Origin of the sequence: Streptomyces phytophilus, from assembly GCF_013870535.1 — a bacterium.
Classification (GTDB): domain Bacteria; phylum Actinomycetota; class Actinomycetes; order Streptomycetales; family Streptomycetaceae; genus Streptomyces; species Streptomyces phytophilus.
The window spans coordinates 1-7,625 of the sequence record NZ_JACBXC010000177.1 but is presented as its reverse complement, the minus strand read 5'-3'; the positions used below and the strand labels follow the sequence as shown (position 1 = coordinate 7,625).

The 7,625-nt window shown below is 72.2% G+C and carries 6 protein-coding genes, 1 tRNA gene and 1 pseudogene; all 8 read right to left on the bottom strand.

Features of this window, described 5'->3' with window-relative positions; translation table 11 throughout:
- Positions 1-34: 34 nt before the first annotated feature.
- The gene (locus tag H5J30_RS11580; protein WP_181787348.1) at positions 35-1,006 is read right to left on the bottom strand and encodes a carbohydrate ABC transporter permease; all 972 of its coding nucleotides are present in this window, start codon (positions 1,004-1,006) and stop codon (positions 35-37) included.
- Positions 1,003-2,343 (bottom strand): extracellular solute-binding protein, encoded by a 1,341-nt coding sequence (locus H5J30_RS11575; RefSeq protein WP_181787349.1) that lies wholly within the window; start codon positions 2,341-2,343, stop codon positions 1,003-1,005. The genes H5J30_RS11580 and H5J30_RS11575 overlap by 4 nt, the downstream gene beginning before the upstream one ends.
- A gap of 388 nt (positions 2,344-2,731) precedes the next feature.
- Positions 2,732-2,815, bottom strand: a tRNA-Leu gene (locus tag H5J30_RS11570).
- A gap of 203 nt (positions 2,816-3,018) precedes the next feature.
- On the bottom strand, positions 3,019-4,044 hold the full coding sequence (locus H5J30_RS11565; protein WP_181787347.1) for a sugar phosphate isomerase/epimerase family protein: 1,026 nt from the start codon (positions 4,042-4,044) through the stop codon (positions 3,019-3,021).
- Positions 4,045-4,071: 27 nt separating this feature from the next.
- Positions 4,072-5,451: an alkaline phosphatase family protein gene (locus tag H5J30_RS11560; RefSeq protein ID WP_181787346.1), complete on the bottom strand. Its 1,380-nt coding sequence runs from the start codon at positions 5,449-5,451 to the stop codon at positions 4,072-4,074.
- Positions 5,448-6,626: a metabolite traffic protein EboE gene (gene eboE / locus H5J30_RS11555; protein ID WP_181787345.1), complete on the bottom strand. Its 1,179-nt coding sequence runs from the start codon at positions 6,624-6,626 to the stop codon at positions 5,448-5,450. Before eboE ends, H5J30_RS11560 begins: the two co-directional genes overlap by 4 nt.
- Positions 6,627-6,629: 3 nt before the next feature.
- Complete coding sequence (locus H5J30_RS11550) at positions 6,630-7,487, bottom strand: TatD family hydrolase (protein WP_181787344.1); 858 nt, start codon at positions 7,485-7,487, stop codon at positions 6,630-6,632.
- A pseudogene (locus H5J30_RS36610) lies at positions 7,487-7,625 on the bottom strand (EboA domain-containing protein); the annotation flags it as partial. The gene H5J30_RS11550 and the pseudogene H5J30_RS36610, both read right to left, overlap by 1 nt.

The following is a 7,625-nucleotide window of genomic DNA, read 5'->3' as shown; positions in this document are numbered from 1 at the left end:
ACCGGGTCCCGGCGGGAGGTGTCGGCCGCAGCGCTCATGGGGTGCTCTCCTGCCGTGTCCTGCGGGCGAGGTGCAGGTGGATGAGGGAGACGATGACGATCAGGGCGAAGAAGATGTACGAGGCGGCGGAGGCGTAGCCGATCCGGTAGCCGGTGAAGCCCTCCTCGAAGACGTACAGCAAGGTCGTCTTCGTGGCGCCGTCCGGTCCGCCCTGGGTCATGATGTAGACCTGGTCGAAGATCTTGAGCGAGGCCAGCAACTGGAGGATCACCACCACTCCCGTGGTGCGCCGCAGCATCGGCAGGGTGAGGTGCCACAGGCGCTGCCAGGCGCTCGCACCGTCCAGCTCGGCCGCCTCGTAGAGGTGCTGCGGGATGGACTGCAGTGCCGCGAGGTAGAGCAGGAAGTTGAAGCCCACTGTCCACCAGATGGTGGTGAGCACGATGGAGAGCATCGCGTACTGCGGGTCGGTGAGCCAGCCGATGCCCGGGTGCAGGCCGAACTCGGCGAGCACCTGGTCGGCGAGGCCGAAGTCGGCGGGATAGATGATCCACAGCCACAGGAGCCCGACGACGCCGGAAGGCAGCAGGTAGGGCGCGAACCAGCTCAGCCGCCACAGCCAGTCCACGAACCGCAGGCCGTGCGCAAGCAGCGCCATCACCAGGCCGAGCAGTACCAGCGGCACCGTGGACAGGAGGGTGAACCAAACGGTCTGCCACAGCGCCTCCCACATGTCGGGGTCGGAGAGCGCCTCGGTGTAGTTGTCGAACCCGACGTACTCGCCGCCGCTGCCGGTGATGTTGTCGCTGGTCAGGCTCATCTTGATGCCGAGCACCACGGGCCAGACCAGGAAGAGGGCGTAGAGGGCGAGGAAGGGCGCGACGAACATCAGCCCGTGCTCGAAGCGGCTGTGCCGGATGGCGGTGCCGCCGGGTACGGGTGCGGAGCCGCCCGTTGCGTCGCGCGCGGCGGCGGTGTCCCGCTCGGTCCGCGTGGGTGCGGTCACGTCTGATCACCCGCCGGGGCCGGGACGTCGCCGAGCGGACTGGGCGTGTCCAGCAGCTTCCTCAGGCCCGCCGCGGCCTCGGCCAGGGCGCTTTCTGGCGTGCGGGACCCCGTGAACACTCCGGAGAAGATGTGCCCCAGCTCCAGCCACATGAGGGAGGCGGAGCCCGCGAACCAGGCGGGCGGGTCCAGTGCGACGTAGTCGATCACGTGGCGGTACTCGGACTGCGGTTCCAGCTTCAGGTAGGCGGGCTTGCTGAGCGTGGGGGTGTACGCGGGTATGTGCCCGCCGCGGGCCCAGTCGGCCGAGTGCGTGAGCATCCAGGCGACGAACCGGTGGGCGGCGCGGTTGCGCTCGCCGCCGCGGTCCTCCTGGTGCGGCAGGACGAAGGAGTGGGAGTCGGCCTGGGCGGCGGGACGGCCGAAGAGGTTCGGCACCGGGGCCATGGAGAACGGCAGCCCGGTCTCCAGATACGTGCTGACCTCCCAGTCGCCGTTGAGGGCCAAGCCCGTCTCGCCCGCGTTGAAGATCCCGACGCTGCCCTGGTAGTCGGCGACGCGGACGGCGAGGCCGTCGTGGGTGAGCATGCGCATGAACTCCAGCACGCGCAGGGCCTTGTCCTCGTCGAGGGTGAGGCGGGTGCCCGTGTCGTCCAGCAGGGTGCCGCCGGTCTGCGCGTAGAAGGTGGCGAAGACCCGGGCCGGGCCCGCCGCGTCCGCGCCGGTGGTCTCCATGACCAGCGGCGGCCGGCCGGTCACCCGGCGGATCGCGCGCAGCGCGTCGACGAACTCCCCTGCGCCTTCCAGGGTCCTGATCCGCCCGTCCGCCCGCAGCAGCCCCGCCTGCTCGCAGATCTCAGTCTGGTAGTAGAGCACGAGGGGGTGGGTGTCGAGCGGTACGGCGTACTGCTCGCCGCCGATGGTGCCGCGGTCCCAGATCTCCGCCGGGAAGTCCCCGGGGCGTACTCCGTACTCGGCGAGCAGGTCGAGGTCGAATGCGTCCAGCAGCTTTCCGGGACCGAAGCCGGGCAGCCGCGCCAGGTGCAGCACCGCCACCTCGGGTGCCCGGCCCCCGGCGCCGGCCATGCCGAGCTTGGTGTAGTACGGCGCCCCCCATTCCAGTTGGGCAGCGTCCAGTGCGATGCCGGAGTGCTCGGCTTCGAACGCGTCGAGCATCGCCTGCATGGTGACGCCGTCACCGCCGCCGAACAGGTGCCAGTAGCGCAGCGACGTCTTGCCGGACGCCACGGAGGAGGGTGCGGCGCAGCTCGCCGTGCCGGCCGCGCCCGCGCCGGTGAGCGCGACGAGCCCGGCGAGCCCCGCGGCCGAGCCGAGCAGACGTCGGCGACTCGGTTGTGGACCAGGCGGTATGGATGGCGGTAGGGACATGTGGCTCCTTACCGGGGGCAGTTGGTTCGTAATCTCGAACAGTGACCGGTCTTCCGGACGGAAGGTAGGCTCGAAGCGTGTCCACGTCAATGCCGGAAGAAGACCAATCCACTCCGGCCCGCTCACCTGCGGGCCCATCGCCGGTCGGCCTCGCCCCGGCCGGGGAAGCCGGGCGCGCCGGGTGCGGGGCGAGCGGGCGGCGGGTCGATACCCCTGGCGAGGGCCGGCGCGACGCCACCGGGGGACGGGCGCAGCAAAAAGCACCCGTCCTCACTCAAGGTGAGGCCCGGGTGCCGATGACGCCTGCCCGCCGACGGGCGAGCGTGGGGTGATGATGTGTCCGAGGGGGGACTTGAACCCCCACGCCCTTAACGGGCACTAGCACCTCAAGCTAGCGCGTCTGCCATTCCGCCACCCGGACCGGTTTGCCGTGCCGCGGCAGAGGGCCGCGGGGCACGGCCAACGATACCAAGGATTCAGGGGCGGTTCGCACCGGTATTTGGTTACGGAACGTGGCCGCGGATCGCGGATGGTGACGGTCCTGGCCCCGGCCCGCCGGTGGGGCGGCGGACCGGGGGGTCCCGGGCGAGCGGGGCACAGGGTGCGGTGGGAGAGGGGGTGGGGTCAGGCGCGGAGGCGGTGGAGGTGGGCGGCGGAGCGGCGGGCGGTGGCGAAGGAGCCGGCCGGGTTCGTGGCGGGGTCCACCGCGTCGTCGCGTTCGACGAGCCAGTTGTGGTACTTGCGGTGGCGGCCGCGGCTGACCGTGCCGATGAAGCGCCGGTAGTCGATGTCGCCGTCGCCCACGTCGGTCATGTGGTAGCCGTCCTGGGACGCCTCGTCGTGCTCGCCGTCCTTGACGTGGAACAGCGGGAAGCGCCGCGGGGCATCCGTGACGTAGTCCACGGGGTCGAACGGCGCCGGGGTGCCGTCCGGGCGGACGCTGAAGCGGTGGACGCCGGTGTAGGCCCAGTAGATGTCCATCTCCATGAACACCAGGTCCGGGTCGGTCTCGGCCAGCATCAGGTCGTAGATGCGCACGGTCGGGTCGTCGGTGCAGAAGCCGAACTCGTTGCCGTGGTTGTGCTGGTAGAACCGCATGCCGCGGCGACGGGCCGCCGCGCCGTAGGCGTTGAACTCGGCGGACGCGCGCTTGACCCCGTCGACCGTGCTGCCGTAGCGGAACGGGCCGTCCCAGGTGCCGACGTACGGCAGGTCCAGGGCCTCGGCGTCGTCGAGGACCTGCTCCAGGCTGGTCGCGAAGGAGTAGCCCGCCGGGTCGCCGACGTGGTACGCGACGTGGCTGCCGATTCCGCGCAGGCCGTGGTCGCGGGCCAGGCGGCGGAGCGCCGGCAGGGTGAGGGGCCCGCTGCCCTGCGTGTAGCCGGCGTACTCGACCTGGTCGTAGCCGTAGCGCTCCAGCGCCGCGAAGACCTTGCCGAAGCCGGCCGTGCCGACCTGGTCGCGGAGGGTGTAGAGCTGGATGCCCAGGTTGCCCCGGGGAACCACGGGGCGGCCGTGGCCGTGCCCGCCGCCGTGCGCCTGCGCGCTCGCGGTGCCGGCTATCGCCGCCGCGGTGGTGCCGGCCGCGACGCCGAGGAATCTGCGTCTGTTGACGGCGTGGTCGAGTTCTTCGCTGTTCTTGGTGGACATGGCAGTGCTCCTTGACGGGCGGATCGGCTAGTCGAGGCCGGCGAGCGACAGCAGCAGGGACTTCACGTCGGTCGCCGGTACGGGGCCCGAGGTCGCCCCGGGCCGGGTGGTGATCAGCACCGGGCCGTCGCGCTCGTCGTCCGGGAGGCGGCCGTGCGTGCCGCGCACCGGGGCGGGGTCGAGCGGGACGACGGCCAGGCGGTAGCGCATCCCGGCCTTCTTGCGGGCGATCGCGGACACGGCCCGCAGACGTACGTACGGGTCGGTGGGGTCCATGAAGAGTTCGGCGGGGTCGTAGCCCGGTTTGCGGTGGATGTCGACGAGCTGGGCGAAGTCCGGGGCACGGTCGTCGTCGAGCCAGTAGTAGTACGTGAACCAGGCGTCCTGGTCCGCCACCGCGACCAGTTCGCCGGCGCGCGGGTGGTCCAGGCCGTGGGCCTTCTTGCCGGAGTCGGAGAGGACGTCGGCGACGCCCGGCAGCTTGGTGAGGATCTCCCGGGTGGCCTCGGTGTCGGCCGGGTCGCGGACGTAGACGTGGGCGATCTGGTGGTCGGAGACCGCGAAGGCGCGCGACGCCCACGGGTCCAGGTACTCCATCCCGTCCTGCGTGTAGACCTCCAGCAGCCCGGCCTTGCGCAGCGCGCGGTTGACGTCCACCGGCCGGGCCGCCTGCGTGATGCCGTACTCCGAGAGCACCACGGTCTCGGCGTCCGCCGCCCGCGCGTCCGCCAGCAGCGGCGCCAGCGCGTCGTCCAGCTCGCGCGCGGCGGCGTGCGAGCGCGGGTCGTCGGGGCCGTAGCGCTGGAGGTCGTAGTCGAGGTGCGGGAGGTAGACGAGGGTGAGGTCGGGGCTGTACGCGTCGAGGATGTGCCGCGAGGCGTCGATGATCCACTGCGAGGAGGCGATGCTCGCCGTCGGGCCCCAGTAGTTGAAGAGGGGGAACGTGCCGAAGGCGGCGGTCAGTTCGTCGTGCAGCTCCGGCGGCCGGGTGTAGCAGTCGGGCTCCTTGCGGCCGTCGGCGTAGTAGACGGGGCGCGGGGTGACGACGTAGTCGGTGTCCATGCCCATCGCGTACCACCAGCAGACGTTGGCCACGGTGTAGCCGGGGTACGCGCGCCGGGCGGCCTCCCACAGCTTGTCGCCGCCGACGAGCGCGTTGTGCTGACGCCACAGGAAGACCTCGCCCAGCTCGCGGAAGTACCAGCCGTTGGCGACGATCCCGTGCTCCGCCGGCGGCGCGCCGGTGAGGATCGTCGACTGCACGGTGCAGGTGACGGCGGGCAGCGGCGGCGTCAGCGCGCTGTTCGAGCCGGTGTCGGCCAGCGCGCGGAGGTGGGGCATGTGGTCGAGGAGACGCGGCGTGAGGCCGACGACGTCGACGACGACCAGCCGCTTCGGGGGCGTCATGGCAGCTCCTTCAGGCCGAGCGAGGTGAGCAGGTCGCGGGCGACGGACAGCTCGGCGGCGATGCCGTCGGCGAGCTGGGCGCGGCTGCGCGGCCGCAGGTGTGCGGGCAGCGCCTGCCAGGTGTACGTCTCCACCTCCAGGTGCCGCGTCAGCGGCGCGGGACCCCCGACGAGGCGCGCCAGTGTCTCTTCGAGCACCGGCGTCGTCGCCGTCAGCGGCGGCTCCAGCGGCGCGTGCAGCGGTACGTGGAAGTGGGCGCGCCAGGGGCCGTCGTCGGGGAGGCCGCCGGCCAGGGCCTCGTCGAGGTCGTCGGTGGCGCGTACGGAGCCGTCTGCGGCGCGGATCCGGGTCTGGTGCAGGAACCGCGGCTCCGCGAAGGCGGCCAGCGCGGTCCGTACCCCCGGCTCCGCCGGCCGGTCGGCCACCAGGGCCGCGGACAGCTGCGACTTGACGATGGGCAGGCCCGCGCCGGTGATGCCGGCGATGGCGGTGGCCGGGTCCTCGAAGGAGGTGGCCAGGTGGCAGGTGTCGACGCAGACGCCGATACGCTCCGGGGGCGGCGCGCCCTCCGCGGTGAGCGCGGCGACCGCGTCCGCCGTGGTCTCGACCGTGCAGCCGGGCTCCGGCTCCAGGCCGACGCGGATGGAGCGGCCGGTCAGCTCCTCGATGGCGTCGAGGCGCGCGGCCAGGGTGCCCAGCGCCGTCAGCGACGCCTTGCGGGCGGCGTCGTCGAAGTCGGTGCGCCAGGCGAGCGGGAGGGTGGAGATGGTGCCCTCGGTGACGTCGTCGGGCAGCAGGACGGCGAGCAGCCGGGCCAGCTCGACGGTGTGGTCCAGGCGCGCGGGCTCGGTCCAGTCGGGGCGGTAGACGCGGTACTTGACGACCTCGTCGCCGAACCCCTGGTACGGGAAGCCGTTGAGGGTGACGGCCTCCAGGCCGCGCGCGTCGAGGGCCTTCTTCAGCCGGCGCAGCGCGGCGGGGTCGGAGCCGAGGGTGCGCACGGCGTCGCGCGCGAGCCACAGGCCGATGCCCAGCCGGTCGCGGCCGAGGCGGCGGCGCACCGGTTCGGCGTGGTCGCGCAGTTGCGCCATCACCCCGTCGAGATCCTCGGCGGGGTGCACGTTGGTGCAGTACGCGAGATGGACGAGGGAGCCGTCGGGGTGTCGGAAGCGCATGGCTCAGCTTCCCCCTCGCAGGATGGAGTTCCCTTCGTACGTGGCGCCGCCGGACTCCGGCTTCTCCGGCTCCAGCTCCAGCCGGCCGCTCTGGCCGTAGAACTCCACGGGGTTCTGCCACAGCACCTTGTCGACGTCGGCGTCGGTGAAGCCGGCGGCGAGCATGGCGTCGGCGGTCCTGCGGGTCTTCAGCGGGTCGCTCTTGCCCCAGTCGGCGGCGGAGTTGACGAGCATCCGCTCGGTGCCGTACTCGCGCAGGATGCGGACCATGCGGTCCTCGTCCATCTTGGTGTCGGGGTAGATGGAGAAGGCCGCCCAGCAGCCGCTGTCCCGGGCGGCGGCCACCGTCGTCTCGTTGAGGTGGTCGAGGATGACGCGCTCGGGCGCGAGCCTGGACTCGCGTACGACGTCGAGCGTGCGGGCGAGGCCCGCGGCCTTGTCGCGGTGCGGGGTGTGCACCATGGCGGGCAGCCCGTGGTCGGCGGCCAAGTCCAGCTGGGCGGCCAGCGCGTGGTCCTCCGCGGGGGTCATGGAGTCGTAGCCGATCTCGCCGACGGCGACGACGTGGTCCTTCAGCAGGTAGCGCGGCAGCTCCTCCAGCACCGGCAGGAGGCGCGGGTCGTTGGCCTCCTTGGGGTTGAGGGCGAGCGTGCAGTGGTGCGCGATGCCGTACTGGGCGGCGCGGAAGGGCTCCCAGCCGAGCAGCGAGTCGAAGTAGTCGTAGAAGCTCTCCGGGGAGGTGCGCGGCTGCCCCAGCCAGAAGGAGGGCTCGACGAGGGCACGCACGCCCGCGTCGTACATGGCGGCGTAGTCGTCGGTCGTGCGGGACGTCATGTGGATGTGCGGGTCGAAGATGCGCATCACACCTCCTTGCGGGTCAGGGCGAGGATCCGGTCGAGGTCCGCCGGTACGGCGCGGCCGGCGGCCGTCCGCTCGCGGGCGTAGTCGGTGAGCATGCGGGCGAGTTCGCCGTCGCCGGCGGCCCGGTCGGCGAGGCCC

Excerpts from the sequence above, each read along its gene's own strand:
- H5J30_RS11565 (WP_181787347.1), bottom strand. The coding sequence starts at position 4,044 with ATGTCCACCAAGAACAGCGAAGAACTCGACCACGCCGTCAACAGACGC.
- H5J30_RS11560 (WP_181787346.1), bottom strand. The coding sequence starts at position 5,451 with ATGACGCCCCCGAAGCGGCTGGTCGTCGTCGACGTCGTCGGCCTCACG.
- eboE (WP_181787345.1), bottom strand. The coding sequence starts at position 6,626 with ATGCGCTTCCGACACCCCGACGGCTCCCTCGTCCATCTCGCGTACTGC.
- H5J30_RS11550 (WP_181787344.1), bottom strand. The coding sequence starts at position 7,487 with ATGCGCATCTTCGACCCGCACATCCACATGACGTCCCGCACGACCGAC.